Raw genomic sequence first — 26,021 nt, 5'->3', positions numbered from 1 at the left:
AGGATTGCTCAGGACGGCGTGCGGCACTCTCCTCCGTGTCCTGGGGCCCAGGCCGGCACCGGCGCCGAAGCGCTGGGCGGTTTTGGGTGGAGGAGAGTCAGCTATCCAGTCGGGCCGACTTCGCGCGCACGGCGACGGCGCCCGGCAGGCGAAGGCCTGCGAGCGCGCCGAATCCAGCCGTGGCGAACATGACCCGGGACGCTATCGTCACGCCCGCCACGGCCGCAACCGGGTTTCTGGCTTCCCCGGTCAGGCTTCCTTCTTGCCCCGGATCATCCGCTGAATCATCGACAGGGCCTGCTCGTTGCTCCAGGCGACGCCGCCGCCCTGCTGCGACGGCAGGTCCACGGTGACCGTCAGGCTGTTGCCGTTGACGATCCCGAGCGAGAACTCGTGCTGGGCGGACAGCCGCACGAGGGTCTCCGCCGGGATCTGCTGCCGCAGGTTCGGCGCGATGTTCAGCGGAACCGTGCGGCTGTGGACGCCGGCGATGTCGCTGTAGCGGTGCTCCTGCGTGGCGTCGAGGAGCAGGTGTCCCGTCCGGGTGTCGAGCAGCGCCTGGTACGCGCTGACGATCTTGTCGGTCATGAACAGGATGAGCACGTCGTAGTAGGACGCCCGGACGCGCCGGTCCGAGCCCAGGAAGATCGCGTAGTGCAGAAGCGTCCGGGTGACGTCGAAGACGCGCAGCGGCGACGCGACCCCGACGACGATCTGCGCCGGCACGATCAGGTCACCGCCCTCGTGCGCCGGCCGGCCATCGATGCGCAGTTGCGCGAGCGCCCGAGGCATCACGGTGTTCTGCACGTCGCTCGTGAGCCAGTCGTCCATCTGGCGATCGCTGGGCTTCGGATAGGCCAGGAAGTACCGGATGGTCTTCACCAGGGCGGTGATCACGAGAATGCCACAGAGGACGGTCATGCAGCCGAGCGTTCCGGCGTCGCCCGCGGCGAGGCCGAACAGCAGCAGGAGGACGCCGAATCCCCCGACGACGGCCCACAAGATCTCCCGGGCGCCGACCGGCTTCGTGAAGTAGTTCGTGCCGGCCTTGGGCCGCCCCTGTGCGGTCGGGCCGGGCCGGGGCGCGGCCACCGCGGGCGGCGGCGTGTAGCCCGACCGCTTGCGCAGATCGGCGAAGGTCTGCCCACGCGCGCCGGTGAGGTGGGTGAGCAGGAAAGCGGCCTGGTCGCTGGAGACGTGTTCCAGCGACGGCCGCAGCTCCTCCGGCGCGGGCGGGCGGATGAACATGCCGTCGCTGGCGCTGTCCTCCTTGACGATCGCCCACAACACACTCGCCTGGTGGAAGGTGTCCGCCTCGGCCATGCTCGACCGGGCCTGCTCCAGATGGTTCTCCACCTGTGCGATCACCTGCGGTGACTTGTTCCCACCGCCGCACCGCCGAGGAGGGACACCGCGGCGAGGAAGTGCGCCTGCGTCTGCCGATGGCCCAGCTCGCGGACGGTCGCGGCGTCGAGGGCCGGGCCCTGGCTCTGGGTGACGGTCGTCAGAAAGTCGGTGAACCGGGCCACGGCCTGCGGATACAGCTTCCGCTCCAGCGCCTGTACGCCGCCGGCGAAGTGGTCCGCCGCCGCCATCAGGAAGGTCATCTGCTCCGCGGTGTACGCGTTGCCGCTCTGGCTGGTGGCGAGGAATTGGTAGACGGTGCGCTCAGCGCCCGAGTCGGTCGTCGTCATCGATGTGGTCCCTGCTCGTTGAAGGTCATGGTCTCCGCGCTGTACGCGTTGCCGCTGTTGGACGACGCGGTGAAGGACTTCCCTGTCGGCTGCTGGGGCACCACCGGCGACGGCGTCACCCAGCGCGCGACGGCGTCGACGAGGTCCCGCAGATCGCTTTCGGCGTGCCGTTGCCGCAGCCGGGCGAACTGCCGCCCGGCGAGTTCGCGTACGGACTCCGGCAGTTGGCCGGGTGTCGGCAGGTCCGCCTCGTTGAGCAGCACCGGCAGGACGGCCAGGCCGCACCGCAGCGCCTCGGCGATCTCCTGGGCGACGAAGTCGTCCGCGCGATCGATCCGCCGGTTCCCGCGCTCGTCGGTGAGCCCGAGCCAGCGGGCGCCGATGAGGACGAGGCAGACTCGGCTCGACCGGAGCCGGGCCCACAACTCGGGTTCGAAGTCCACTCCGGGATGCAGCGCGCGGGCATCCCGGAACACGCGCTCCGGCCCGAACGCCTGGGTCATGCGCTCGTCGATGAGCGCTGCCGCGAACGGATCGTCGTCCGATCGGTAGTTGATGAAGATGTCCGTCATTGCCCACCCGTTTCCGCCGTAGGCCGGCTGGCCGAAGGTCCCGATCGCCGCGGACCTGGTCACGAGGGACCAGATGGCGGCCTTCACCGAGATCGGGGGAAGCGTCGCAGCGGATTTCGGGCCGCGGCAATGGTGTTGTCTTCACCGATCGGCGTGGACAACGGACAACCGCCGGAGTGGGTTCGCCACGGCAGCCGATCGGCGTGCGCGGGGCGGCCCGGCGTGCCCCCGGTCACCGTCCGGCGACGGCCGCGCTCACCACGACGACGAGTCACCCGGCCGGAACGGCCACGACGGGCGGGCGCAGTCGCGACGGCGTCTCCCGTTCGGGCGTCTCCCTTTCGTGGACGTGCGTTGGTCCATCGACACGAGCTTTCGTGCTCACGCCGGCCGCCCGACCGGCCGCCGGCACGCGGGCGCGGTCCGCCGCCGATGCCGGGAGTGTCATGGTCGCGAGCCGATCAGCGGATCTGTCCACTGACGACGGGTATTAGGCTTTCGGCAGGTCAGCCGGCTACGTCCGAGCGGAGATCAGCCATCATGGACGACAACGATCCACTTCCCCCCAGATTCGGCCCGCGGTTGCGGCTGCTGCGTACGCGGGTCGGGCTCAGCCTGGGCCGCCTGGCGAAGCTGGCGAACTACAGCAAGGGCCATCTGAGCAACATTGAGGCGGGCGCGAAGCAGCCCAGCGTGGATCTCGCACGCCGGCTCGAAGCCGCGCTCGGGCTTCCCGGAGTACTCAGCGAACTGGTGCCCACAGTGGCCCGCGACGCCCCACCGGGCGCATCGCACGGACCGTCGCTCACGGACGAGTGGTCGTTGCGTCTACCGCCGGACGGTCAGCTCGTCTTCCGCTCGCACGATCCCGCCGATCCCGACGCCGACGCCGCCACCTGGTCCATCGCGGCCCCCCGGAACACGTCGCTGCCGGCCAGCCTCCCGGTGCTGACCCACCTGCTGGCCGACGTCCGGCGCATGGGTCAGGTGCTGCCGCCGTCGGCCATGCTCCAGATCGTGATCCCCTCGGCCAACTCGCTGCGGACCATGGCGATGGCCGCGTCCGGGCGGGCCCGCGACGAGGCGTTCCGGCTGGCGGCCCGATTCGTCGAGTACGCCGGCTGGATGGCACAGGAGGCGGGCGACGAACGGGCCGCGACCTGGTGGACGGATCAGGCCGGGCTGCTGGCCGAGTTCGGCGGCGATCAGGACATGGCCGACTACGCCCTGGTCCGCAAGGCTGAGATCGCGTTGTATCGGGACAACTTCACCGACGCGATCCAGCTCGCCCGGCGTGCGCAAGCCGCCCGGAGCAACCGCGTCCGGGAACTCGGCGCGCAACGCGAGGCGCAGGGATACGCGCTGCAGGGCGACGAGTACGCGACCCTGACGGCCCTCGATCGGGCCTCCCGGCTGGCGGGTTCACCGACCGGCGACGGTCCCCCACTGGGCAGCACGACGCCGGGGTCGCTGTCGTTCGTCCGCGCCTGGTCGTTCCACGAACTGGGCCGTTCCCTGGAAGCGGCGACGATCCTGACCGGCGAGTACGCCCGACTGGCCCCGGAGTCGCAGCGGCTGCGGGCCCGCTACGGAGCCCGGCTGGCCCTGAGTTTCGCCGGAGCCGACCATCTGGACCTGGCCTGCGAGGTCGCCGAACCGGCGATCACGACGACCGCCGCGATCGACTCGGCGACTGCCCGATCCGACCTGCGTCACCTGTATCGGACGCTGCTGCGCAAGCGGAACCTGCCGTGCGTACGGCGGATCATGCCGGCCTTCGGGGAGACGTTGCGCGACAACCGGCCGCACGATCCCGTCCGGCCGCGATCCGGTCGCCGCGCTTGACCGAGCCCGAGTTCCGCGAAGGGCGACCGACTCGGTTCATCACCGACGCCCGGCTCGGGCGCGACTAGACGGCAGCGGCCGCCTTCGTGAGGATCGTGCGCAGCAAATCGTGCGGGAACCCGTTCGCTCCCGGCTCGGGGCGAGCGCTGCGGATCGAGTAGAAGTCACGACCGGCGCCCTCCGCCTGCTCACCCCACCGGTTGCCGGACTCGTCGCTGTGCCACGTCACGCGCCGGCCGCGGAAGTCCGACCGCTCCAGCCAGTCCGCGCCCCGCGGCCAGTAGCCCGTCCATCCGGCCGGGCGCAGTGACGCGTACGCCGCCTCGACCGCGGCCACCGCCGAGTCGACGTCGTCGTCCTCGAACACCGCCGCGAACCGGCACAGCAGCGCCAACGCCGGACCGGGCTGCGGCAGCTCGCCGTCCTTCGCCGCCAGCGCCCGGCAGATCAGCTCCAGCTCGGACCAGCGCAGGGCGTACGGGTGCCAGTGGGCCAGATCGTCCCAGCCGAGTTCGGCCTCCGGCCGCCCCGGGCCGTACGCGGCCAGGTTGTAGGAGTCCAGCGAGACGTCGAAGTCGAGGAGCAGTCCGTACCCGTCGCCGACGTCGAACCGCAGCTGGTACTGGAACTCGCCGACCTCTTCGTCGTCGTCTTCATCCTCGAGGTCGTCATCGAGGCCGTCGTCGTCAAGGTCGTCTTCGTCGAGGTCATCGTCGTCCTCGGACTCGTACGCGTCCGCGACCTTGCCGGCGAGGTCGCCGAGCCGATCGGCGCCGGGTCCGTCCGCGTGGGCGTAGAAGTAGCGCGCCCAGAACAGCGGGTCGGCCAGCAGCGGGCGGACTTGATCGAGTACGGCCATCGTCAGATCATGCCCGATCACCCATCGCGGCTCGCGAGCCAGGTGCCGCTGAGTTTCGGCGTGCCGACCGTCAGGTGTTCAGCGGCCGCCGGGCCACCAGGAGCACGTGCGTGATCGGCCAGTCCAGCGGCCGGCCGTCGAGGTCGGTGAGCGAGGCCACCGGCGCGATCCGGTTGTCGACGACCCAGTCGTTGCGCAGCGTACGCGAAGCCGAGTCGACCTCGAACCCGACGTCGGCGAGCAGGCTCTTCCAGTCGGCGTACTCGAGTCCGCAGAACTGCTCCTGCGTCTCCGAAAGCCAGTTGGCGGTGTAGTCCTTGCGGGTCAGGTAGTCCATCGCGTCGCCGAACGACAGCCGGAGGGCGTCTCCGTCGACTTTGTACTCCACGGGGAAGCGGTAGTCGACGGCGAACTGATCGAACCGGGCCCGCGTCGACAGCCCCGCCACGTACGCCGCCACCTCGGCCGGCGGACGTTCGGCCAGGTCGCGCCGGGGTTCGACGGGGTTCTCGCCGTCGGTGCGGTCCAGCCGCAGCAACACCGGCCGGCCGCGATCGTCGGGACCGCAGACGTCGCTGTTGATCCACACGCCGCCGGGCGCGGTGTGGTCGTAGATCGCCTGGACGAACGCGCGCAGCGACGAGGCCCGCTCGCCGTACGACCAGATCTCGTGGGTCAGCGCGAAAGTCAGCGTCGTGTCGACCGAGCGCGGCGGGAAGACCGCTCCGCCGAGGACGTTGCGGCGGTAGAAGAACACGTTCGGATTGGCGAACACGCCCTGGGCCTTCTTGTGGACGCACTCGTCGAACAGGTGCCGGGCGACCTCCACCCCGACCAGATCGCTCTCCCGCAGGGCGGGCTCGCGGTCGGCGAGTTCGAGGACCGCTCCCGCGCCACAGCCGATGTCCACGATGCGACCAGGGCGGACGTACTCGCGTACCGCGGACCACTTGCGCGCCGCGCTGTCGGCGAACGACTCCGCGTAGCTGCGGTAGTCCCGCGTCGCGGTCAGGCCACCCTCGTCGCCCACGACTGGATCGTTCACGACGGTACGCACAGCGTCGGCCAGCTGATATCGGTCGAAGACGTCCACCGTGGCCGGGTGGGCCAGCTCACGCCAGGACTCGTCCCCGTTCGCCAGCCTGATCAGCACGTCCCACGGACGCTCGGCGCCCGTCTCCTGCTCGACGGTCGCGATCTCGAACCCGAGCCTCGCGTAGAGCGCCGCAACCTCCGGCGTGGAACAGGCGACCACGGTGTTCGCCGGAGTCAGGCCGATCCCGGTCTCGGTCGCGATGTTCTTGATGGTCACCTCGGCGAACCGATCCGTCGGCGCGGTGTCGAACACCGGCACCACCAGCGACCGCAGCCCGGTCATCACGCTGAACCGCTCGATGGCCGCCTCCCGCCGGTGGTACGCCACCGGGTTGCGCCGGGTGTTCGCATGGTTCGCCGATGTCACCGCCCAGACGACCGTCCCGCCGTCACTTTTCGGCAGGCTGCGTAGATAGTCCGCTTGGAAGCGGGTCAGCAGGTGGTGGCGGCCGGGGAACAGGACGTATTGCATCCGCCCTTCTTACCGGACGGCAGCCACCTGCGACCGCGCGGCTCCTTGCCGGCGGCCCGGCGCGGGTGGACACTCGGGCTGCTCTCACCACCCCTCATCCACCAGTGGTCCCGACCGCAGGAGGCGGCATGGACGAGTCACGAGCACTTCGACGCGCGGGATGGGCGGGTGCCGCTTCGGTCGTGCTGCTCGCGCTCGGGGTGACACTGACCGCGTTGGCCGGCGTCGACGACCCGAGCGTGTCCGACGCCGAGATCCTCGCGAGGATCGACGACGGCGCGCGGCAGACCGCCGCCGGCATCGGGCTGCCGGTGATCGCCGTCGGGGTCGCGCTGCTGCTCTGGTTCACCACCGGGCTGCGCCGCGTGCTGGACCGGCTGTCCGGCGGCGACCTGCTCGCACACACGGCCGTGCCGGCGGCGGCCCTGTTCGGCGGAGTGACGATCACGGCGGTCGGGCTCGACGTGTCGAGCGCGGTCACGGCATTGACGGATGAGTTCACCCCCGACCCGAACACCGTCCGCGTGCTCGGCACGGCGGGAGCTGTCATCGGGCTCACCGGGCTGATCGGCGGCGCAGTGCTGGTCGCCGTCACGACACGGATCGCCCAGCGGGCGCACGCCCTGCCGACGTGGGCCGTCTGGCTGTCCTACGCCGTCGCTGCCCTGTGCCTGTCCGGCTTCTGGACCGCGGGCCTGGGGTCAGCGGCCTTCTCGCTGTGGCTCATCGGCGCCGTCATCGGTGTGTTGCGCGCGGCGCAGCGGACGCCGCCCGCGCCGGAAGCCACCTCCGGCTGACGAAGGCGTTTCGCCGACGTCGCTGACCGTGCACCGCGATGATCAGCTGACCGCCAGCTCCCGGCCCTCGCCGAAGGGCCAGCCTCACCGGACGGCAAGCCCCATGATGGACCGATGGGCGACGAGCCGATCAGCGAACCGATCACTGAGCTGATTCCGCGCTGGGCCGAGGCGGCCAATCGAGGCGACGCCGAGGCGGCGTACCGGATCGCCGAATGCGCGCTGACCCGCGAAGGCATGCGCGACGCGAACGCGGCCGAAGCGTGGCTGCGTCGCGCCGCACAGTTGGGGGACGTGCCGATGCAGTGGCGACTCGCGCAGCTCGCCACGAGGCATTCGGCCCGCGTCGCCATCGAACGCCAGCGCGCTGCGATCGAGGCCGAGTGGGGCGGGGTCGAGGATGTCGTGGTCGATCCTGGCAGCTTTCCGCTCGTCGCCGTGAACGGTGACGAGTACTTTCCCACGCAGGCCTTCCGGGTCCACGTCGCCGGCGAGCCGGGCGAGGCCGTCACCGTCGCACTGGCCAACGCCCAGCTCCGGATGTTCCTCGTCGGCGACGACGGCACCGAGTACGCCGACATCGACGAGGTGCTCGACGCCGACTACTCCCCCAACTACGTCTCGGACCCCGAACCACAGCCGGACGGCGGCTGGTCGATCTGGCTGGACTGCAAGGGCGAGGCGTACCCGCTCATGGCTGGGACGCTCCTGCGCATCCTGGTCGGCGAGCTCCGCTCCGCCGGAGTCACCACCGCCCGGATCGCAAGCCGCCGCAAATGAGGACGCCACCGCTGAGGAAAGCGCTGACGAGCGCGATCGACCGGCTCTATGACGAGTTCGCCGCGAACCCCCGACCTCATTCGCTCGACTACTGCCCATGCTGCTTCACGTCGGACGAGGAACGGGCGGTGCTGGCCCCGGTTCCGTTGCGGCAGGTCCCGATCGATGTGATGCGCCCGTACGCCGCCGACGTCATGCTCACGGTCGGCGACGTGGCGGACTTGCGCTACTTCCTGCCTCGCATCGTCGAGATCGCGACCATGGAGACCTTCAACTATCCCGAGCTGGAAGGTCTGATCGGCCGACTGCCACGCGCGGGCTGGACCTCGTGGCCGCAAGGCGAGCAGGGTGCCGTCCGGGCGTACTTCCAGGCGATGTGGACGGACGCGCTCTTCGCCGACGAACCGGTGGTCGACTACGACGCGGCGCTGTGCGCCATCGGCAACGCCGAGGACGACCTCACGGCGTACCTCGCACCATGGACGGACAACCTCGACCGGCCGGACCTGATCATGGCCCTGCGCGGCTTCGTCGAGTACGGCTGCCGGGTGGATCGGCGTGGCCGCCTGCGGCCGAGCAACGCGTACTGGGGTCACCGGGACCGTCCGGTGGTGGACTGGCTCAACGGGTCGGAGTTGCGGGCCTCCGTCGAGGCCCGGCTCGCGGCAGATCTCGATGGCGACACGGCGGAGACTCGGGAGGCGCTGGAGTGGCTCACCTTCACACTCCCGATATCCGGCGGTTGGACCGAGCCCGCCGCCGAGTCAGCCGAATCCGGCTGACCGCCGCCAGCCGGCTCATCGGCTGAGTTCAGTCCGGCCGCCCGGTGAGGTCTACCGGGCTCACCGTGCTGTCTGCCGACCCGCTCAGTTCGCGATCCAGGGTCTCCTGCGCGTCTCGCATCGCCGCGGCGTACTGGGGTTCGGCGAGCCGGCGCATCCCGACCTCCGGCGGCACGTCTTCGACCACCGCGCTGATCCACCAGATGTTGCCGAATTCGTCGCGTACGCGGCCGCCCCGCTGACCGAAAGCGTGGGTGGCCGCCCCGGTGACCACCCGCGCCCCGGCCGCGACCGCGCGTTCGATCGCGGCGTCGGCGTCGGCGACGAACACCCGCAACAGCGATGGCATCGCCGGCCAGTCCGGTCGCTGGTCGAAGGCGAGCAGGACGGTGTCGCCGACGCGGATCTCGGCGTGGCCGATGGTTCCGTCCTCCAGCGGCACCCGGCCCTGCTCCACCCCGTCGAATACCGCGGTGACGAAGTCCAGCAACCGGCCGGTGTCGGGCGTCACGATCCACGGCGCGACGGTCGTGTAGCCGGCTGGCGCGTTGGTGCTCATGATCGTTCTCCTTCGGTTCGTGAGCTGTGCGAATACCCACGCTACGGCCCATACAGGCCGGGTTCGTTCGTCATTCGGCACCAAGATCAGGGAATGATCAGGCGAACAGGAGCACTCCGGCGGCGACGGCCACGTTGAGCGAGTCGGCCCGGCCGCGCATCGGGATCGAGATCGGCTCGTGCGGCACCGATCGCCATTGCGGGGACACGCCCCGGCCCTCGGAGCCGACCACGATCGCGGTCGGGCCGGACGGGTCGCCGGCGGGCGTACGGAAGCCGCCGGGCGCGCCCGGCAACGCGAGCCGGATCGTGAACCCCGCCCGCAGCAGCCAGTCCGCCGCCGACGACGGCTCGCCGAAGTCGACGACCGGCGTGGTCAGCAGCGTGCCCCGGCTGGCGGTGAACACATCGGGATGTTCCAGACGCGCTTGACGATTCGTGAGCAGCAGTGCCCCGGTGCCGCTGGCGTCGACGATGCGGATCAGCGCGCCCAGGTTGGTGGCGTACTCGATCCCGTCGGCGACGAGCACTCGGGTGGCGGCGTCGATCGGCCGGTCGCCGATCCTGCCCGGGCTGACCGGCCAGCGCGGCAGGCGTACCAGGGAGGCCAGGCCGGACGGCTTCGTGCGGCGGCTGATGCGGGCGAACGTCTTGGCGGACACTTCGACGGCGGTACGCGCCCGCGCGGTCAGGTCGTGGGCGAGCCGACCGGCGGACGGTTCCATCAGGTCGGGGCAGATCACGAGGACGTCGAGGTCGGCGTCGGACTGGAGCAGACACTGGTGCGCCCAGAGTCCTTCGGCCAGGACGGATCCGGACGGGGTCCGGGTGGACAGGAACGCGCTGATGCGCGGATCGCGTGCGCTGACGGGCACGGCGGCCATGGCGGTCTCCGGATGGAGGGTACGGCGAAGGCAGGCGCGTCGTCTGTGGACTTACCTGCGTCAGGGCATGTGTGCGCCGGAAAGCGGCGCCCCGGTGTACGCGCGGTCTACCGGGTGCCCTGGCCGAACACGGCCATGGTCATGCGCCGCAGGGTAGTCCCTGCGGCGCATGGGCGTAACTGGATTTTCTAGTAGCCGCGGATCTGCGGCCAGGCCAGCTCGAAGCCGTCCGCGACCAGTTCGTTCTGGAAGCGTTCGAGCAGCTCCGGGCTCTCGTGCACCTGGGCCGGCTCCAGCCCGTTCGCCAGGCAGTGCGCGGCCAGCGCCCCGGCAGCCTCACCGGCGTTCCACTCGACCGGGTGCAGCCGGTAGCAGCCGTTGGTGATGTGCGTGGTGCCCATGTTCTTGCCCGCCGCGAGCAGGTTGCGGACGCGTACCGGCAGCAGGGCGCCGAGCGGGATCTGGAACGGGCTGCTGCCGACGTCGATGTAGTTGTCGCCACCGGTCGACGGGTGCAGGTCGATGCGGTACATGCCGACGCCGACACTGTCTGGATAGGACACAGCGCCGTGCTCTCCGCGGACAGCCAGCGACAGGTCCTGCTCGACCACCGTCCGGCGGGCCCGGATGCGCCGCGACTCCCGGATGTAGGGCGTCTTGGCCAGGCCGTCGGCGGTGCCCATCACGTCGGGCCGCAGGCGCAGTCCTCGCCAGCCCGTGCCGCCGTCCGGGCGCGGAGCCTCGGTCTGCAGCCAGTAGAACATGCTCAGCGCCAGCTGCCGGGAGCCGTCGAGGTGCTTGTCGCGCTCCTCGTCGGACACTCCGATCAGCGGTCCGGGCAGGTAGTCGATCATCGGCCAGTTGACGATGGTGACGTCGCTGGTCAGGAACCCCGGCTGGAACTGCTCCCGGGCCAGGACGCGCCGGAAGATCCACAGGTCCTTGTCGCCGGGATCCCGGCTCTGATCGGCCACGACCGGGCCGGAGGCGGCGTTCGGGACGAACGTGCGGGCGACCGGCTCCAGCGTACGAGGATCGGGGGCGACCAGGCTCAGCAGCCGGTCCGGCCAGAACGGCGGCTGGTAGTCGCGCCAGAAGCCGTACTGGTCCGGGCGGTCGATGGTGTGGTCCTCGCCGTCCCGATGGTCGACCGCGAACACCCAGGAGAACGCCTGCATGTTGTCCGGCTGCGCGACGGCCGGCGCGCTCGGCTCCCCCGTCTCGTCCCGGGACTCGAAGCCGGTCACGTGCTCGACACCGGCCATCGGCAACAGATCGCCCAGCTCGGTGGCGTCGAGCACGTACGGCGCGCTCGCCTCGACCCGGGTGCCGTCCGGTCCCTCGAACAGCACCGACGTGACCCGGTCACCGTCGCTCTGGACGGCGATCGGCCGGTGTGCGTACCAGATGGTCAACCGCCCCGCGGCCAGATGCGGCCCGACCATCGCCGCGAGCACGGTGGCCGCCACGCGCGGCTCGTGACAGAGCCGACTGACCCGGCCGAGGCCGGGGTTGAGGTCGGTCGTGGCGCGCGCGGCCGGCGTGAGCGGGTACCACCGGCGGTAGTGATCGCGGATCGCCTCGCGGAGCGCGCGGAACGAGCGGGTCGCGCCGAACTGCTCGATCCACGGGTGCTCGTCCGGCGGGACGCCCTGGCTGGTCAGCTGGCCGCCCAGCCAGTCGGTGGGCTCGGTCAGCAGGACCGTGCGGCCCCGGCGTAACGCGGCGAGCGCGGCGGCGACTCCCCCGAGACCCCCGCCGACCACCAGCACGTCAGCATTTGCTGGTACGCGGGATGAGCCGTCCGTCATTGGTGTTTCCTCCCCAGGTCTTGCCTTTGGTTGTGCGGGTTGGTTCATTCGTTCAGTTCGAGCGCCGCGTCGAGCAGGCTCTGGGTGTACTCGTGCTGCGGGGCGCCCAGGACGTCGGCGGCCGGGCCCTCCTCGACGAGTTCGCCGCGCCGCATGACGGCGATCCGATCGGCGATCTGGTGCACGACGCCGAGGTCGTGCGAGATGAACAACATGGACAGATGGTGCTTCTCCCGCAGGTCCACGAGCAGCCGCAGCACCTGCGCCTGCACCGAGACGTCCAGTGCGGACACCGCTTCGTCGCAGACCAGCAGCCGGGGCTTGGCGGCCAGTGCGCGGGCGATGCTGACCCGCTGGCACTGGCCGCCGGACAGCTCGCTCGGCCGTTGCCGGGCGACGCTCGCGTCCAGCCCGACGTCGTCGAGCAGGCCGTGCAGCGCGGCCGTGCGATCGCCCTCCGGCGCGGTGACCGGATGCGTACGCCACACCTCGTCGATCACCGCGGCGACCGTCATGCGCGGGTTGAGCGACGACCGCGGATCCTGGAAGACCATCTGCACAGCACGATGCGCCGCCGCGGAACGCCGCCCGATCCGGCCCAGCGGCTGTCCATCCAGGACGATCGCGCCCGAGTCCGGCCGGACCAGGCCGACGACCGCGCGGGCCACAGTGGTCTTGCCGGAGCCGGACTCGCCCACGAGGCCGACCGTCTCGTCCGGCGCGACCGAGAGGCTCACCCCGTCGACCGCGACGACCTTGGTGCGGCGGCCGAAGGTGATCCGGAGATCGCGTACGTCAAGCAGCGTCATGCCGCACCTCCTCGGTACTCAGTACTTCCTCGGCGAAGTGGCAGGCCGCCCATTGGCCGGGCGCGATCTCGCGGACGACCGGTCGCTCCACCTTGCAGCGGTCGCGGGCCAGCGGGCAGCGCGGGTGGAAGGCGCAACCGGACGGCCGGTTCGCCGGGGTCGCGGGCGTGCCCGGCAACGGCGAGGCGAGCGCCGTCCGCGTCCGCACCGCGGGCACGCTCTGCACCAGCGCCCGGGTGTACGGGTGGGCCGGTCGGTGCAGCACGGCGGCGGTCGGCCCGCGTTCGGCCACCCGCCCGGCGTACATGACGACGGTCTCCTGCGCGACGTGCGCCACGACCCGCAGATCGTGGCTGACCAGGACCATGGCGAGCCCATCGTCGTCCTGAAGGGACCGCAGCAGCCGCAGGATGCGCGACTGCACCGTCACGTCCAGCGCGGTCGTCGGCTCATCGGCCAGCAGCAGCGCGGGACTGCCCGCGAGCGCCATCGCGATGACGGCGCGCTGCCGCAGACCGCCCGAGAACTCGTGCGGGTAGCTGTCGGCCCGGGTCGCCGGGTCGGGCACACCCGCCCGGTCGAGCAGTTCGACCACGCGGCGGCGTACCTCGTCGCGCGGGCGGCCGGACCGGCGCAGGATCTCGCCGACCTGCCGGGCGATCGTCTGGGTCGGATTGAGGGCGGCGAGCGGATCCTGGAAGATCATCGCGATCTCGTGGCCGCGCAGGGCGCGTCGCCGGGCCGGGGTGGCCTTGAGCAGATCCTCCCCGCGCCAGCGCAGCTCGCCGCCGGTCTCGGCGCCGTCGGGCAGCAGGCCGATGAGGGCGTTGGCCGTCATCGTCTTGCCGCTGCCCGACTCGCCGATCAGTCCCACGGTCGTCGCCGGCGGGACGTCGAACGACACCCCGTCGACGACGCGCACGAAATCCGTGCCGCCGGCGGGGCCGGGCAGGTCGACGACCAGCCCGGACACCTCCAGCAAACGCGTTTGCCGGGTCGCTTGCCGAGCCGCCTCAGGGCGGCCGGCGTGAGACGGCATTCGCGTGGTCATGATCCGCTGACGCCGATCGTCGAGAAGTCCGGCAGCCCGTTCGGGTCCGGCGCGACACCGGTCAGGTTCTTGTTCCAGGCGTACGCGAACTTCACGGCCATCGGGAACATGCCGACCGCGTCCGACCAGATGATCTTGCCGGCCTCGCCGTAGAGGCGTACGCGCTCGTTCTTGTCCGGGCTGGCGCCGGCCGCGGCGAGCAGCTTGTCCAGGTCCGGGTTGCAGTAGCCGTTGCGCTTGGCGGCGCAGGTGTAGAGCCGGCCGAGCGTGTTCGCCCCGTCGAAGGTCGGGTTGGACAGCTGCTGGAAGTTGATGTCCCAGTTCAGGGCCAGTAGATCCTTGGTGAACACGGCCTGCTCCTTCTCCAGCAGGTCCACCTGGACGCCGATCTTCGCCAGGTCGGAGACGACCGCCTGGTTGAACTGGCGGAACTCGGCGTTGGCGAACTGGAGCCGCAGCTTCTTGGCGAAGTCGAAGCCGGCCGCCTGCAGGGCCGCCTTGGCCGCCGCCGGGTCGTACTTCTGGGCCTCCTGCTGCGAGTAGCCGAGGGTCACCGGCGACACCGGCGCGTCCGACAGCGTTCCCGTCTGCGGGTACAGCTGCTTGATGATGGTCGCGAAGTCGACGGCCTGCCAGAGCGCCCGGCGTACGGCGGCGTCCTTGAGCGACGGGATCGACGAGTTGAACCACATCGTGAAGACCGCGGTGCTGGGCACCGTCTGAACCGTCAGGTTCGAGTCGCTCTGCAGCTGCGGCAGCTGGTCGTCTGGGATGCCCCAGATCAGGTCGGCCTCGCCGGTCTTCAGCGCGGTCAGCCGGGCGGCCAGCTCCGGCATCTTCTTGATGGTCACCTTCGTGACCTTGGGCTCGCCGCCGTAGTAGCCGCTGTTCGGGGCGAACACGACGGTGCCCGCCGAGTCGAACTTCTCCAGCTTGAACGGGCCGGAGCCGACCGGGTGCTGGAAGAACTCCTTGTCCTCGCCCTGCACGCTCTTGGGCATCACGAAGAAGACGGCCAGCTTGTACGGGATGGCGGCGTCGGGCTTGGTCGCCTTCAGCACCACCTCCGTCGGCGAGGACGCCGTCATCGTGTAGCCGGTGAAGTTCGCGGCGTTGGTGCTCTTGAGGTCGATGAACCGCTGGAACGACGCGACCACGTCGTCCGCGGTGACGTCCGAGCCGTCGCTGAACTTGACGCCCGAGCGCAGCTTGAAGGTCCACTGCGTCGCGGTGCCGTCCGGCGTCCACTCGGTGGCGAGGTCGCCTTCGAGGCTGCCGTCGGCCTTGGGCTTGACCAGGCGGCTGAACAGCGCCTTCGAGGTGAGCTGGGTGCCGGTGGCCCCGCCGCCCGACGGGCTGGCCGGGTCGAGGCTCTCGATCGAGTAGGTGCCGGCGACGGTGATCTCCTTGCCGCCGCCGGAGGAGCCGCCGCTGGTGGTGCTGCAGGCGGTCAGGGCCAGCGAGGCGGACAGCGCGGCGCCGAGCACGGCCAGCGCCGTACGCCGGGTGGCGCGCGGGGCACGATATCTGGTCATCGATGCCTTCCAAGTGGGAGTGGTCATGAGGGAAGGGACTTGCAGAGGTGGGCGGTTCATCGGACGTGCCCGCGTCCGTAGCGGGCGGTGAGCTGGTCCCCGAGGATCCCGATGGTGATGATCAGCAGGGACAGCGCGATGCCGGGGATCGCGGAGATCCACCAGGCGGTCGCCAGGTACTGCTTGCCGTTGGCGATGATCTGGCCCCACGACACGGCCGAGTTGGGCAGGCCGATGCCGAGGAAGCTCAGCCCGGCCTCGGCCAGGACGACGAGGGCGAATTCGAGGGTCGCGAGGGCGACGACGGGTCCGGCGGTGAACGGCACGATGTGCCGCCACAGGATCGCCAGGGGGCGTACGCCGAGCACCCGGGCCGCGTCGACCCAGGCCCGTTCCCGGATGGTCAGCGCGACACCCCGGGTGACCCGGGCGAACGAGATCCACGCGGTCGCCGACAACGCGACCACCACGACGAGCACGCTGCGCTCGAAGGCGCCCGCGATGACGATGGTGAGCAGGATCGCCGGGAACGCGAGCAGGATGTCGATGCCCCGGGCGAGGATCGTGTCCAGCCAGCCCCGGAAGTATCCGGCGACGGTGCCGATCGCGACGCCGACGACGCAGGAGACGACGACGGTCGCGATCCCGATGAGCACCGAGGTACGCGCGCCGTAGACGACCTGCGCCAGGACGTCCCGGCCGGTGCCGTCGGTGCCCAGCCAGGCGATCCCGCCGGTCGACACGTGCGACCCCGGCTTGAGCAGCCGATCGGGCAGCGAGACGTACACCGGGTTGTAGTCGATCAGCAGCGGGCCGACCCCGCCGACCAGGGCGTAGATCGCCAGGATCGTGTACGGGACCCACCGCGTCCAGCGGCGACGCGGACGACGACGGCGTACGTCGGCCGAGGTCGCCGGAGTCTTCTCCAGCACCGCGGTCATGCCCCACCGTCCAGGCGGATGCGGGGGTCGAGCTGGGAGTAGACCAGGTCGGTGATCAGGTTGAAGAGCATGACGATCCCGGCGATGAGGAAGGTGGCCGCCTGGACCAGGCCGTAGTCGCGGTTGGACACCGCGTCGACGACCAGCGACCCCGCGCCGGGCCAGGCGAAGACGTTCTCGACCACGACCGCGCCGCCCATGAGGCCGCCCATGTGCAGGCCGACCACGGTGACGACGGGGATGAGCGAGTTGCGCAGGGCGTGGCCGAGCAGCACCTGCCGTTCGGACAGCCCCTTGGACCGCGCCGTCTGGATGTACGCCTCCCGCATCGTCTCGGCGACGTTGGTCCGGGTCAGCCGGGCGACCACCGCGGTGAACGGCAACGCCAGCGTGACCGCCGGGAGGATCAGATGGAGCGGACTGCCCGCCCCGGCGCTGGGCAGCAGCCGCAGTGCCTGGGCGAAGATCAGGATCAGCATGATGCCGACCCAGAACGTGGGGAACGACTGCAACGCGATCGACACCGCCGAGACGATCCGGTCGGCCATCGAGCCGGGCCGCGCTCCGGCGAGCAGGCCGAGGGTCAGCCCGACGATGACGGCGATCGCCGTGGAGGCGAGCATCAGCTCGGCCGTGGCGGGCAGCCGCTCGAACACCGTCGGCATCGCGGCGGTGCCGAGGCGGTAGGAGTCGCCGAAGTTCAGCCGGACGACGTCGCCGAGGTAGCTCAGGTACTGGGCGTACAGGGGCTTGTCGAGGCCGAGCCGGGCGGTCAGCTCCGCGACCTGATCGCTGCCGGCGTCCGGGCCGAGCATGATGCTGGCCGGATCGCCGGGCGCGACCCGGACGATGAGGAAGATGAGCGAGGCCGCGCCCCACATCACGAAGACGCCGATGAGCAGGCGCTTGACGACGAGCCGCATCATGACTGCGTCACCGGCCCGACCGTCGAGCCGTCGGCGAGCAGGCATTCGACGCTCTCGTGCGGCGCTCCGTCACCGGGGGCCGCGTCCGCCGAACCGGGATCGTCCAGCAGATCCGGGTCTTCGAGCAGCTGGACGAGCAGCCGGGTGGCCTGCCGGCCCATCTGCTCCCGGGGCACGATGAGTCCGGTCCAGTCGGTGCCGGTCTGCGGCGCTCCGGCCGAGTCGCCGAGGACGACCACGCTCAGGTCGCCGGGGATCGACAGGTTCTGCCCCTCGGCGTACGCGAGGATCCGCTCGGCCAGGACCTGCTGCTCGGCCACGATGGCGGTGATGCCGCCGTGGCGGATCTCGGCGAGCAGGCCGGGCACGTCCTCCCCGGATTCGAGCGTCCACACCGGACCGGTCAGCCGCCGTTGCCCGTCCGGGGACGCCGCCCGGCGGAAGCCCTTCTCCCGGTCGCGGCTGGGCTGGGCGTCGCCGTCGCCGATCCGGGCGTACGCGACGCGCCGGTGGCCCAGCCCGAACAGCCGCTCGGTGAGCTGCTGGGTGGCGGTGGCGTAGTCGGCGGCGACGTACGGGATCGGCGGGCCGGAGACCTCACGATGTCCGATGTAGACGAATGGGTAGCCGGAGTCACGCAGCCGCTCGATCTCCTCGACGTTGGGGTTGCGGCCGAGCAGCAGCGCGCCGTCGGCCAGCGACAGCCGGCTGGACCCGTCGCGGAAGATCTGCCGCTGGCCGCCCGCGCTGGTGAACAGCAGCAGGTCGTGACCGAGATCGGCGGCCTCCTGCTCGATGCCGACGAGGAACGGGAAGTAGAAGTCCACGCTGTTGGTCGGGAACACCGGCTCGAACGTGTGCACGCCGAGGATCCGGTTGCGTCCGCCGGCCAGCGAGCGGGCCGAGGGGTTCGCGACGTAACCCCATTCGCGCATGGCGGCCAGCACCCGGTCCCGGGTCGCCGGGCTGATGCGTACCTCCGACTCCCGCTCGTTCAGCACGAGCGAGACCGTCGCCTGGCTGACGCCGGCCAGGCGTGCGATGTCGGCCTGGGTGGGCCGTCGCGCCGGTCCGCGTGGCACGGGGCTTCGGGACACTGTGCGCCTCCCTGCTAATGCGCCCTACTAACTGGGGGTGTTCGGTGGTCGCAAAGTTTCACACCGGCTACGACTGGATGTCAAGGGGTGATCCAGTACGCGATCCCGAAGAGCGAAGGCGAAATACTAATACCTATTAGCGTCTGGCGTCCGGTAAAGATCGCCGGTACCGTCCGGAAGCACTCGCTCAGGAGGTCCCATGTCTACCAGGCAAAACAGCCGCCCGACCACCGGCGGCTCGGTAAAACCGCTGGTCAGCGGCACGGTCATTCCGTTGGTCACCGCGCTGGACGCCCAAGGGCGGCCGGATGCCGAAGCCGTCGAGCCGCTGTTGGCCTACTTGGCCGAGGGCGGCGTGACGTCGCTGCTGCTGGCCGGGACGAACGGCGAGGGCCCGTTGCTGCCCGGCGACGGCGTCCGTCGGTACGCCACCGAGGTGACCGCGCGCTGGCGGGCGCTCGTCGGCGAGGCCGCGACGGTCATGGTGGCCGCGACCGGCCCCGGCACCCGGGAGACCCGGCAGCGCCTCGAGGCGCTGGACGGCGTCGACCTCGACGCGGTCGTGGTGCTGGCCCCGTTCTACTTCAAACACACCGAACGGGAGCTGCTGGCGCACTTCCAGGCGGCGGCCGCGCTGGACCGCCCGGTCGTCGTCTACAACAGCCCCGCCTACACGGGCAACCCCGTCCCGGTCAGCCTCGTACGCCGCCTGCTCGACGAGCCGGGGATCGTCGGCTTGAAGGACAACTCCGGTGATACCGCGCAATTCGGCCAGTTCTGCGAGCTGGCCCGGAAGCGGCCCGGATTCGGCGTCGCCCAGGGCATCGAACGGCAACTGGACGTCGCGCTGCGCCTCGGTGCGGCCGGCACCGTGCCCGGGGTCGGCATGCTCGCCCCCGCCCTGTGCGTCGACCTGTTCCGCGCCGGCAGCAGTGGCGACGACGCCACCGCGACCGCGCTCCAGCAGGACGTGAACCGGCTGGCCGCCCTCTTCGCCATCCGCCCCGGCGCCAGCGGCGTCGTGATCATGAAGACCGCGTTGCACCTGCTCGGGCTCTGCCCGGCGACAGCCGCCGAGCCGTTCCTGCCGTGCACCGACGACGAACTCGCCGCACTGCGTACCGCGCTCGACGGCCTGAGCGACGTGCTGCGCCGGGCCTGACCCGAGGCCCACCCCCTAGCAGCCCACCCCGACGGCGATGGATCACGGTTCCCGGCCGAATCTCCACCCAAGATTCGACCCACATCCCTGATCCAGCGCGAAACGACAGCTCCACCCCGCACAAAATGCCCAGCCCGGAAGACAGCTCAGCCCCGGAAGACAGCTCCGCCCCGGAAGACCGTCCGCTTCGAAAGACAGTCAAGGAGAGCCGCATGTCCCACCGGATCAGCCGGCGAGCGTTCACCCTCGGCGCCGTCGCCGGCGCCTCCGCGCTCGCCCTGCCCACCTCCCCCGCAACCGCTGAAACCGCCGTAGCCCTGGAGAAAGCCGCGCCGCAGGAGCCGTTCTTCACCGAGACCACGCTGTGGGACAACACCGTCGACGGGTTGTCCAGCTACCACGTGCACGCCTTGGCCGTCCTGCCCGACGACACGATCCTGGCCTGCACCGAGGGCCGCCACGAGACCTGTGACGCCGGCCCGCACGACATCCTCGTCCGGCGCAGCGTCGACGGCGGCCAGACCTGGAGCCCCACCCAGGTCGTCGAGCAGTCGGTCGACGGTCAGATCTGGGCAAACCCGACGTTCGTCGTGGACAAGATCACCGGCGAGGTCTTCCTCTTCCACAACCTGTGCGAGCAGCTGCCCGAGAACACGAGTTGCTCGGCCGACTCCAGCACGGTCTACGTGGTGTCCAGCACCGACGGGGGCCAGACCTGGAGCGAGCGCCGGAGCCTGGCCGGGCTGTTCGACCACTTCCCGTACAACTGGGCGATGCACGGCCCGGGTCCGGGGCACGGCATCCAGCTCGACTCCGGGCGGCTCATCCTGTCCTGCTCGCATCGCACGGTCATCACCGGCGTACCGACGACTGACCGGAACTACGGCGCGTCGACGATCTACAGCGACGACCATGGGCGTACCTGGGTGGCCGGCGGGGAGATCCCGATGGCGGCCGGGCTGCCGGTAGCGGGCGAAGCCCGGCTGGTGCAGCGGTCCGACGGCGCGGTCGTCATGAACACCCGGCCCGGGTCCGGCAACGACTGGCCGCGAGCCGTCGCCGTCAGCGAGGATGGCGGTGTGACCTGGTCAAAGCCCCGGATGGACTTCAACGCCGGGCTGTTCAACGGCTGCGACACGAGCCTGATCCGCTACACCGGCGGACCCCGTCGCGGTCAGCATGGCCCCGCCGAGCCCGACCGGATGCTGTTCAGCTTCCCGGACTCGCCGATGCGCTGGAACATGACCGTCGCGGTCAGCTATGACGAGGGCCAGTCCTTCCGCTACAGCCGCTCGCTCAGCCCGATCCGGGCGTTCTACTCCGACCTCGCGCGGCTGTCCGACGGCACGATCGTGCTGCTCTACGGCTGCGACGGCGACCTCGACGGCAGCCCGCGCCGGGTGGCGCTGGCCCGGTTCAACCTCGAATGGCTCACCCGGGGCCGGGACAGCCTCGCAACCGGACCCGGCGTCGACGAGACGCTTACGCAGGATCTCGGGAAGACGGCCCAGCAGGCGACGGTCTCCGGCGGCACGCTCACGGTGCTGGCGGAGGCGACCGCCCAGGACGGCGCCCGCGCGGTGTGGACACCAGCCGCGACCGGCGACTACGTGGAGTACCCGTTCACCGTCGCGCCGGGCGGCGACTATGAACTCTGGCTGCGCTACTTCCGATCCGCCGACGGCGGGCTGATCACCGTCACCGTCGACGGCGAGGCACCGCGTACGTCCACACTGGATCTCACGTCCTCTCGGGGCGACGGCTACGACACCGCGCTGCTGCGTACCGGCCGGCTGCGGCCAGGGCGGCACACGATCCGCTTCACCCTGGCCGGTCCCGGCCGTGGCGGCGGCACGGCCGTCTCGCTCGACCAGCTCAGCCTCGTCACCGCGCCGCACGCGGCGGACGTCCGCGAGGACTACGCCGTCGACAACGGCGGCCTCGGCTTCGCGGTCACGGGCACCTGGCCGAGCAGCCGCGGCGTCTTCGGCTACTACGGCTTCAACTACCTCACCCACGCGAAGGGCACCGGGGCCAACAGCGCCCGCTGGCTGCCCGCGCTCCCCGGGGACGACCGCTATGAGGTGCTCATCTCGTACGCAGCCGACCCGAACCGGGCCGGCAACGCGCCCTACACGGTGCATCACGCCGAGGGCACGTCCACCGTCACGGTCAACCAGAAGCTCCACGGCGTCGCCGACGTCCGCATGGGCGAATGGGTGTCGCTCGGCACCTTCCCGTTCCGGGCCGGTCTCGACGGATACGTGGAGCTGACCGACGCGGCCGACGGCGTGGTCATCGCCGACGGCGTACGGTTCCGGCGGCAACCGGCCCCGGGGTCGGCTCAGTGATCACAGCTCCGAGGTCGGGGGTCGCGTTGCACCCCTTGGGCCTGCCGGACAGCCGGATCACCGGCGGGTTCTGGGCCGACCGGATCGCTGCCAACCAGGCGGCGATCCCGGTCGGCCGGCAGCGCCTGGTCGAGGCGGGCAACATCGGCAACCTCCGGGTCGCCGCCGGCGAACAGGCCGGTGCGGCGCGCGGCGCGGTCTTCTGGGACTCCGACGTCTTCAAGTGGATGGAGGCCGCCGCCTGGGAGTACGCCCGCAGCCCCGACCCGGAGCTGCGGGGCCACCTGAGCGAGCTGACCGCGACGGTGGCGGCGGCCCAAGACGGCGACGGCTACCTCAACTCCGTCCTGCGGCTGCGGGGTGAACCGCGCTACACCCAGCTCTGGATGAGCCACGAGCTGTACAACGCGGGGCACCTGTTCCAGGCCGCGGTCGCGGCGGCCCGAGCAACTGGCGACAACACGCTGCTCGACGTCGCCGTACGCTTCGCCGACCACCTCGCCGACACGTTCGGCCCCGGCGAGCGCGGCGAACTGGAGGGGCATCCCGGCGTGGAGACCGGCCTGGTCGAGCTGTACCGGGAGACCGACGAACGGCGGTATCTCGACCTGGCGGCGTACTTCATCGACGCGCGCGGGCACGGCCGGGCCACCAAGCCCGGCTTCGACCCGTCGCACTACGCCGACCCCGCGCACTATGCCGACCGGGTGCCGATCCGGGAGGCGGCCAATCTGGAGGGTCACGCCGTCCGGGCGGTGTACTTCGCGCTCGGCGCGACCGACGTCGCGATCGAGACCGGCGACGCCGAGCTGTTCGACGCCGTACGCCGGTTGTTCGACGCGACGGCCGCCCGGAAACAGCATGTCACCGGCGGCGTCGGGTCCCGATGGGACGGTGAGGCGTTCGGCGACGACTACGAACTGCCGCCCGACCGGGCGTACGCCGAGACGTGTGCGGCGATCGGCATGCTCCAGTGGGCCTGGCGGCTGCTGCTGGCCACCGGCGAGGCGAAGTACGCCGATCAGATGGAACGCATCCTCTACAACGCCGTGCTGCCGGCAGTGTCGCTGACCGAGGCGGAGTACTTCTACGTCAACACGTTGCACCGGCGTACCGGGGCACGACCGGACGTCCAGCGCTCCCCGTCCAACGGGCGGCGGCCCTGGTTCAACTGCGCGTGCTGCCCGCCCAACATCATGCGTACGCTGGCGAGCCTGCCCGCGTACGTCGCGACCGGTTCGCTGGACCAGCTCCAGATCCACCAGTACGCCGAAGGCGCCCTGCGATCGGGGGACTTCGCGGTCGACGTGCGGACCGCGTACCCCTGGGACGGCCGAGTCGTCGTGACCGTCCGGGAGGCTCCGGCGCACCCCGTCGAACTCGCTTTACGCGTACCACAGTGGAGTGAAGCCACTGTGGACGGTGAGCGCGTCGCGGCGGGTGGGTACGCGCGGACCTCGCGCGTGTTCCGGCCGGGCGACCAGGTGGTGCTGGAGCTGGACCTGACGCCGCGCCTGATCGTCGCCGACCAGCGGGTGGACGCGACACGAGGCTGCGTCGCGGTGGCCCGCGGACCGCTCGTGTACGCGGTGGAGCAGCCGGAGCACCCGGACGCGGTCATCGAGGACCTGCGGCTCGATCCGGCCGCGCCGATCCATCCCGAACCCCGGCCCGACCTGCTCAGCGGCGTGACCGTGCTGCGCAGCGCGGACCTGACGCTCATCCCGTATTACGCGTGGGCCAATCGCGGCCCGCACGCGATGCGGATCTGGCTACCGACCCTGGAGAACCACCGATGACGCAACATCCCGTCCCCCAAGACTGGAACACCTGGGACACGCAGTACCACACAGCTGCCGCGCATCTGCCGTCCGGCCTGCGCGTCCGCGCCGCGATCGTGTCGCCCGACGGCACCGTGACCGACGGTTTCACCTGGCGTGAGGGCCTGGAGCGGCTGGGGCACCACACCGTCGACGGCGAGTACGCCGAGGTCACCGTCCGGGCCGGGGAAGCGCTGCTACGACTGGTCTTCACCAACCCGGCGGCGAACGTCCTGGCCGGACTGGCCGAGCTGCTCCCCGGTACGCCCGACGGCACCCGGGTGCGGCTCATCGTGGACAAGCTGCCCGAGGCGAAGCCGGTCGACCTCGCTCGGTGGCAGCCGACGCTGCCGGAGGGCTCGGAGCTCGGCGACGGCGTCGTCACGCTGCCGGGCGCGGGCGGGACGTTCACCTGGGCGCCGGTCGGCGTGGCGGTCCCCGAGGTGGACTTCGACGCGGCCCGGACCGCCGCCGAGTCCCGGGCGATCGGCAGCTCCGGCTGGCTGGGCCGGTCGGCCGAGGGCTACCAGCGCGCGCTCACCTGGAACACCGTGATCCGGACCGACCTGGCCCGGGTGATCACGCCGACCTCGCGGGACTTCGTGCATGCCGGCCGCCGCGGGTTCTACGGCACCTGGGCGCTGCACGGCTGGGACACGTTCTTCTGTGGACTCACCGCGACGTGGATCGATCACGACTATGCCCGGGGCATCTACGACCAGATGCTGGAGCAGGCCACCGACCGCGGCATGGTGCCCAACCGCGTCTCCGACGAGCGCGGGCGTACCGACGACCGATCGCAGCCGCCGGTCGGGGCGTACACGGTGTTCAAGTCGTATCTGAGCACCGGGTTGTCCGACGAGACCCGCGACGCCACCCTGCTCAGCGACGCGTACGACCGGCTGCTCGGCTGGCACGACTGGTGGACCCAGGATCGGGTTGGTCCGCTGGGCCTGCTCACCTGGGGTTCTGACCCGACGAACGACCCTAAGTCGGCCACCGTGGACAGTACGCGCCGCGAGTCGGGCATGGACGACTCCCCCATGTTCGACGAGATCCAGTACGACCCGAAGACGCACACGATGGACCTGACCGACGTGGCGCTCAACGCGTTGCACGCCGCTGACGGGGAGGCGCTGGCCGCTATCGCGTCGCGGCTCGGCCGCACGGAGGACGCGACCCGGCTGCTCGACGAGCTGGCGGTCACCCGGACGGCCCTGGAAGAGCGGTTCTGGGACGAGGACGCCGGCCACTACCGGAACCTGCGTGCCGACGGCTCGTTCGACATCCACCTCGCGCCGAGCATGCTGTACCCGCTGCTGGCCGGGGCGTCCACCCCGGAACGGGCGCGGCGCTCGGTCGAGACCCTGCTCACGCCGGAGCTGCTCGGCGGATCGCCGCCGCTGCCCAGCGTCTCGCGCAGCGACCCCGGCTACAACCGGCACTACATGCGCGGGCGCGTCTGGGGGCCGGTCGCCTTCCTCACCGTCGAGGGGCTACGCCGCTACGGGCTCTACGAGCAGGTCGCGCGGATCACCGACGAACTGCTCGGCATGTTCCGCGTGGAATGGGAGGAGCACAGCCACGTCCACGAGAACTACTTCTCCAGCCCGGACGAGGACATCCACCCGTTCGAGGCGCGGTCGGACTTCCTGCTCAGCTGGGGCAACCTGCTGGCGTACCTGGCGATGCAGCAGATGGCCGACGCCCGGCCCGGCGGCTGGCGCTTCGCCCACCCCGGGCGCGCGGCGACGCTGACCAACCTCAACCTGCGCGAAGGCCGACTCAGCCTGTACGCCGACGACCGGCTGCGCGTGGCGCTGGACTCGCTTGTCTTGGTCGACGCGTCGCCCGCCACGGTGGTGTCGGACTACTCGCGTAGCTCCGGCCTCGTGTCTGCGGTGGTGTCATCGGACGGCCCGCTGCGGCTCGGGGTCCCGTCGTCGGCCGGCGACACCGTTCGGGTTCAGGTCGGCTCGTCGCCCACGTTGACCGTCTCGGTCGGCGACGACCGGACCGTCGAGGTGGTCGTCCCCTCCCCCGGGACGCTCGTGACCCTCGCTGCCTGACGCCCCCGCTTTTTGGCACGGGGGTCCCCCGACTACTGGAACGCTGTGCACCTGACCCGGCTCGTGTCAGGTGCACAGCGTTCCGGCGATCGAGGGTCACCCATGCGCCAG

At 70.9% G+C, this 26,021-nt stretch carries 22 protein-coding genes; 8 read left to right on the top strand and 14 right to left on the bottom strand.

The genetic code is table 11. The annotated features are described in order from the left end of the window. Positions 1-249: 249 nt before the first annotated feature. Genes HDA40_RS00910 through HDA40_RS00900 form a run of 3 tightly spaced genes read right to left on the bottom strand, consistent with a single transcriptional unit; the run spans position 250 to position 2,266 of the window. Positions 250-1,356, bottom strand: a complete 1,107-nt coding sequence (locus HDA40_RS00910; protein WP_253750188.1) for a hypothetical protein — start codon at positions 1,354-1,356, stop codon at positions 250-252. An 8-nt stretch (positions 1,357-1,364) separates the two neighbouring features. Continuing rightward, the gene (locus tag HDA40_RS00905; protein WP_253750185.1) at positions 1,365-1,694 is read right to left on the bottom strand and encodes a hypothetical protein; all 330 of its coding nucleotides are present in this window, start codon (positions 1,692-1,694) and stop codon (positions 1,365-1,367) included. Beyond that, on the bottom strand, positions 1,691-2,266 hold the full coding sequence (locus HDA40_RS00900; protein WP_253750181.1) for a toll/interleukin-1 receptor domain-containing protein: 576 nt from the start codon (positions 2,264-2,266) through the stop codon (positions 1,691-1,693). The genes HDA40_RS00905 and HDA40_RS00900 overlap by 4 nt, the downstream gene beginning before the upstream one ends. Positions 2,267-2,806: 540 nt before the next feature. Here HDA40_RS00900 and HDA40_RS00895 point away from each other — a divergent pair. Next, complete coding sequence (locus HDA40_RS00895) at positions 2,807-4,111, top strand: helix-turn-helix domain-containing protein (protein WP_253750178.1); 1,305 nt, start codon at positions 2,807-2,809, stop codon at positions 4,109-4,111. 64 nt (positions 4,112-4,175) lie between these two features. Here the strand turns inward: HDA40_RS00895 and HDA40_RS00890 are convergent, their stop codons facing one another. Further along, positions 4,176-4,970 carry a hypothetical protein gene (locus tag HDA40_RS00890; protein ID WP_253750175.1) on the bottom strand — a complete coding sequence of 265 codons (795 nt, stop codon included), beginning with the start codon at positions 4,968-4,970 and terminating at the stop codon, positions 4,176-4,178. A 70-nt stretch (positions 4,971-5,040) separates the two neighbouring features. Continuing rightward, on the bottom strand, positions 5,041-6,537 hold the full coding sequence (locus HDA40_RS00885; protein WP_253750173.1) for a class I SAM-dependent methyltransferase: 1,497 nt from the start codon (positions 6,535-6,537) through the stop codon (positions 5,041-5,043). Between the two features lie 128 nt (positions 6,538-6,665). On the opposite strand from HDA40_RS00885, the gene HDA40_RS00880 reads away from it, so the two are divergent. From HDA40_RS00880 to HDA40_RS00870, 3 genes are all read left to right on the top strand, one after another. Beyond that, positions 6,666-7,334, top strand: a complete 669-nt coding sequence (locus HDA40_RS00880) for a hypothetical protein (protein ID WP_253750171.1) — start codon at positions 6,666-6,668, stop codon at positions 7,332-7,334. A 114-nt stretch (positions 7,335-7,448) separates the two neighbouring features. Then, on the top strand, positions 7,449-8,114 hold the full coding sequence (locus tag HDA40_RS00875) for an SEL1-like repeat protein (RefSeq protein ID WP_253750168.1): 666 nt from the start codon (positions 7,449-7,451) through the stop codon (positions 8,112-8,114). Further along, on the top strand, positions 8,111-8,896 hold the full coding sequence (locus tag HDA40_RS00870; protein WP_253750165.1) for a hypothetical protein: 786 nt from the start codon (positions 8,111-8,113) through the stop codon (positions 8,894-8,896). Before HDA40_RS00875 ends, HDA40_RS00870 begins: the two co-directional genes overlap by 4 nt. Before the next feature lie 28 nt (positions 8,897-8,924). Here HDA40_RS00870 and HDA40_RS00865 read toward each other — a convergent pair whose 3' ends face one another. From HDA40_RS00865 to HDA40_RS00825, 9 genes are all read right to left on the bottom strand, one after another. After that, positions 8,925-9,455 carry a VOC family protein gene (locus tag HDA40_RS00865; RefSeq protein ID WP_253750162.1) on the bottom strand — a complete coding sequence of 177 codons (531 nt, stop codon included), beginning with the start codon at positions 9,453-9,455 and terminating at the stop codon, positions 8,925-8,927. Positions 9,456-9,552: 97 nt separating this feature from the next. Then, a complete protein-coding gene (locus HDA40_RS00860) occupies positions 9,553-10,338 on the bottom strand; it encodes a TrmH family RNA methyltransferase (protein WP_253750160.1) in 786 nt (261 codons plus the stop codon). Positions 10,339-10,526: 188 nt separating this feature from the next. After that, positions 10,527-12,149 carry an FAD-dependent oxidoreductase gene (locus HDA40_RS00855; RefSeq protein WP_253750157.1) on the bottom strand — a complete coding sequence of 541 codons (1,623 nt, stop codon included), beginning with the start codon at positions 12,147-12,149 and terminating at the stop codon, positions 10,527-10,529. A 44-nt stretch (positions 12,150-12,193) separates the two neighbouring features. Beyond that, complete coding sequence (locus HDA40_RS00850) at positions 12,194-12,958, bottom strand: ABC transporter ATP-binding protein (protein WP_253750154.1); 765 nt, start codon at positions 12,956-12,958, stop codon at positions 12,194-12,196. Next, the gene (locus HDA40_RS00845; RefSeq protein ID WP_253763525.1) at positions 12,945-13,931 is read right to left on the bottom strand and encodes an ABC transporter ATP-binding protein; all 987 of its coding nucleotides are present in this window, start codon (positions 13,929-13,931) and stop codon (positions 12,945-12,947) included. The genes HDA40_RS00850 and HDA40_RS00845 overlap by 14 nt, the downstream gene beginning before the upstream one ends. Positions 13,932-14,005: 74 nt before the next feature. Beyond that, the gene (locus tag HDA40_RS00840; protein WP_253750151.1) at positions 14,006-15,544 is read right to left on the bottom strand and encodes an ABC transporter substrate-binding protein; all 1,539 of its coding nucleotides are present in this window, start codon (positions 15,542-15,544) and stop codon (positions 14,006-14,008) included. Between the two features lie 56 nt (positions 15,545-15,600). Beyond that, positions 15,601-16,485 (bottom strand): ABC transporter permease, encoded by an 885-nt coding sequence (locus tag HDA40_RS00835; protein WP_253750148.1) that lies wholly within the window; start codon positions 16,483-16,485, stop codon positions 15,601-15,603. Then, a complete protein-coding gene (locus tag HDA40_RS00830; RefSeq protein WP_253750145.1) occupies positions 16,482-17,411 on the bottom strand; it encodes an ABC transporter permease in 930 nt (309 codons plus the stop codon). Before HDA40_RS00830 ends, HDA40_RS00835 begins: the two co-directional genes overlap by 4 nt. Then, positions 17,408-18,508 carry a LacI family DNA-binding transcriptional regulator gene (locus tag HDA40_RS00825; protein ID WP_253750142.1) on the bottom strand — a complete coding sequence of 367 codons (1,101 nt, stop codon included), beginning with the start codon at positions 18,506-18,508 and terminating at the stop codon, positions 17,408-17,410. The genes HDA40_RS00830 and HDA40_RS00825 overlap by 4 nt, the downstream gene beginning before the upstream one ends. A 199-nt stretch (positions 18,509-18,707) precedes the next feature. Between HDA40_RS00825 and HDA40_RS00820 the strand changes: the two genes are divergently transcribed. From HDA40_RS00820 to HDA40_RS00805, 4 genes are all read left to right on the top strand, one after another. Next, entirely contained in the window at positions 18,708-19,670 is a 963-nt protein-coding gene (locus HDA40_RS00820; RefSeq protein ID WP_253750140.1) for a dihydrodipicolinate synthase family protein, read from the top strand. A gap of 212 nt (positions 19,671-19,882) precedes the next feature. After that, positions 19,883-22,021, top strand: a complete 2,139-nt coding sequence (locus tag HDA40_RS00815; RefSeq protein WP_253750138.1) for a golvesin C-terminal-like domain-containing protein — start codon at positions 19,883-19,885, stop codon at positions 22,019-22,021. After that, positions 22,018-23,820, top strand: coding sequence for a glycoside hydrolase family 127 protein (locus HDA40_RS00810; protein WP_253750136.1), 1,803 nt, complete (start codon positions 22,018-22,020; stop codon positions 23,818-23,820). The genes HDA40_RS00815 and HDA40_RS00810 overlap by 4 nt, the downstream gene beginning before the upstream one ends. Next, the gene (locus HDA40_RS00805; protein WP_253750134.1) at positions 23,817-25,910 is read left to right on the top strand and encodes an amylo-alpha-1,6-glucosidase; all 2,094 of its coding nucleotides are present in this window, start codon (positions 23,817-23,819) and stop codon (positions 25,908-25,910) included. Before HDA40_RS00810 ends, HDA40_RS00805 begins: the two co-directional genes overlap by 4 nt. Positions 25,911-26,021: the final 111 nt, after the last annotated feature.

Source organism: Hamadaea flava (genome assembly GCF_024172085.1).
GTDB classification, from domain to species: domain Bacteria; phylum Actinomycetota; class Actinomycetes; order Mycobacteriales; family Micromonosporaceae; genus Hamadaea; species Hamadaea flava.
The sequence above is the reverse complement of the archived record's forward strand: the minus strand, read 5'-3'. Positions and strand labels throughout refer to the sequence as shown.

Coding starts and splice junctions, on each gene's coding strand:
- HDA40_RS00905 (WP_253750185.1), bottom strand. CDS start 1,694: ATGACGACGACCGACTCGGGCGCTGAGCGCACCGTCTACCAATTCCTC.
- HDA40_RS00900 (WP_253750181.1), bottom strand. CDS start 2,266: ATGACGGACATCTTCATCAACTACCGATCGGACGACGATCCGTTCGCG.
- HDA40_RS00895 (WP_253750178.1), top strand. CDS start 2,807: ATGGACGACAACGATCCACTTCCCCCCAGATTCGGCCCGCGGTTGCGG.
- HDA40_RS00890 (WP_253750175.1), bottom strand. CDS start 4,970: ATGGCCGTACTCGATCAAGTCCGCCCGCTGCTGGCCGACCCGCTGTTC.
- HDA40_RS00885 (WP_253750173.1), bottom strand. CDS start 6,537: ATGCAATACGTCCTGTTCCCCGGCCGCCACCACCTGCTGACCCGCTTC.
- HDA40_RS00880 (WP_253750171.1), top strand. CDS start 6,666: ATGGACGAGTCACGAGCACTTCGACGCGCGGGATGGGCGGGTGCCGCT.
- HDA40_RS00875 (WP_253750168.1), top strand. CDS start 7,449: ATGGGCGACGAGCCGATCAGCGAACCGATCACTGAGCTGATTCCGCGC.
- HDA40_RS00870 (WP_253750165.1), top strand. CDS start 8,111: ATGAGGACGCCACCGCTGAGGAAAGCGCTGACGAGCGCGATCGACCGG.
- HDA40_RS00865 (WP_253750162.1), bottom strand. CDS start 9,455: ATGAGCACCAACGCGCCAGCCGGCTACACGACCGTCGCGCCGTGGATC.
- HDA40_RS00860 (WP_253750160.1), bottom strand. CDS start 10,338: ATGGCCGCCGTGCCCGTCAGCGCACGCGATCCGCGCATCAGCGCGTTC.
- HDA40_RS00855 (WP_253750157.1), bottom strand. CDS start 12,149: ATGACGGACGGCTCATCCCGCGTACCAGCAAATGCTGACGTGCTGGTG.
- HDA40_RS00850 (WP_253750154.1), bottom strand. CDS start 12,958: ATGACGCTGCTTGACGTACGCGATCTCCGGATCACCTTCGGCCGCCGC.
- HDA40_RS00840 (WP_253750151.1), bottom strand. CDS start 15,544: ATGACCAGATATCGTGCCCCGCGCGCCACCCGGCGTACGGCGCTGGCC.
- HDA40_RS00835 (WP_253750148.1), bottom strand. CDS start 16,485: ATGACCGCGGTGCTGGAGAAGACTCCGGCGACCTCGGCCGACGTACGC.
- HDA40_RS00830 (WP_253750145.1), bottom strand. CDS start 17,411: ATGATGCGGCTCGTCGTCAAGCGCCTGCTCATCGGCGTCTTCGTGATG.
- HDA40_RS00820 (WP_253750140.1), top strand. CDS start 18,708: ATGTCTACCAGGCAAAACAGCCGCCCGACCACCGGCGGCTCGGTAAAA.
- HDA40_RS00815 (WP_253750138.1), top strand. CDS start 19,883: ATGTCCCACCGGATCAGCCGGCGAGCGTTCACCCTCGGCGCCGTCGCC.
- HDA40_RS00805 (WP_253750134.1), top strand. CDS start 23,817: ATGACGCAACATCCCGTCCCCCAAGACTGGAACACCTGGGACACGCAG.